The organism is uncultured Microscilla sp., assembly GCF_947493425.1.
Lineage (GTDB): Bacteria > Bacteroidota > Bacteroidia > Cytophagales > Microscillaceae > Microscilla.
Map to the genome: position 1 here is coordinate 1 of NZ_CANLRP010000434.1, position 723 is coordinate 723.

General features: G+C 41.8%; 1 protein-coding gene. It reads left to right on the forward strand.

Annotation, left to right across the window (positions count from 1 at the left end):
* Window positions 1-723, forward strand: a 723-nt coding sequence (locus Q0954_RS34205) for a SpoIIE family protein phosphatase (protein ID WP_299466652.1), incomplete at both ends; no start/stop codon positions are given.

Sequence of the window (723 nt, forward strand, 5' to 3'; positions counted from 1 at the left end):
CTGGCACAACAAAGGTTATACTTGTTCAGTGTTTTGGGGGTTTTGTTTACAGTATTAGTGGTAAGTGTCTTTATATTTCGTAGTCGTCAGGTACAAAAAAAACTCAATAGGCAACTCACTACCCAAAAAAATGATTTGCAGCAAAAGAAGAATGAGTTGGTGACCCTTAATGAAGAGCTGCACCAAAGCCACGACGAAATTATTGCGCAACGTGACTACATAGAAACCCAACACAAAGACCTGAGACAAAACAAAGAGCGTATAGACAGCAGTATAAGAGCTGCCCAAACTATTCAACATGCGGTATTGCCGGTTGCCAGAGAGTTGCAACAGATTTTTTCAGAGTATTTTGTGATTTATCGCCCCAAAGACGTAGTAAGCGGTGATTTTTATTGGGTAAAACAGTTGCCAGAACAAACCATAGTAGTAGTGGCAGACTGTACCGGGCATGGAGTGCCGGGGGCTTTTATGAGTCTGATTGGCGTTAATTTACTAGATAAAATCATATTTCAGGAAAACATTACCCAGCCCGCCGAAATATTAAACCAGCTCCATTTTTTGATGAATGCAGCCCTGCGCCAACAAAGGGCAGAACAGCGCAGTGGTGGAATGGATGCCGTAGTTTTTAGCCTTACACCTCAGGCTAATCATCATATTAAGGTAATATTTTCGGGAGCAAGAAACCCACTTTATTACAAAGATGTCAACAAGCCAGGCATCCAA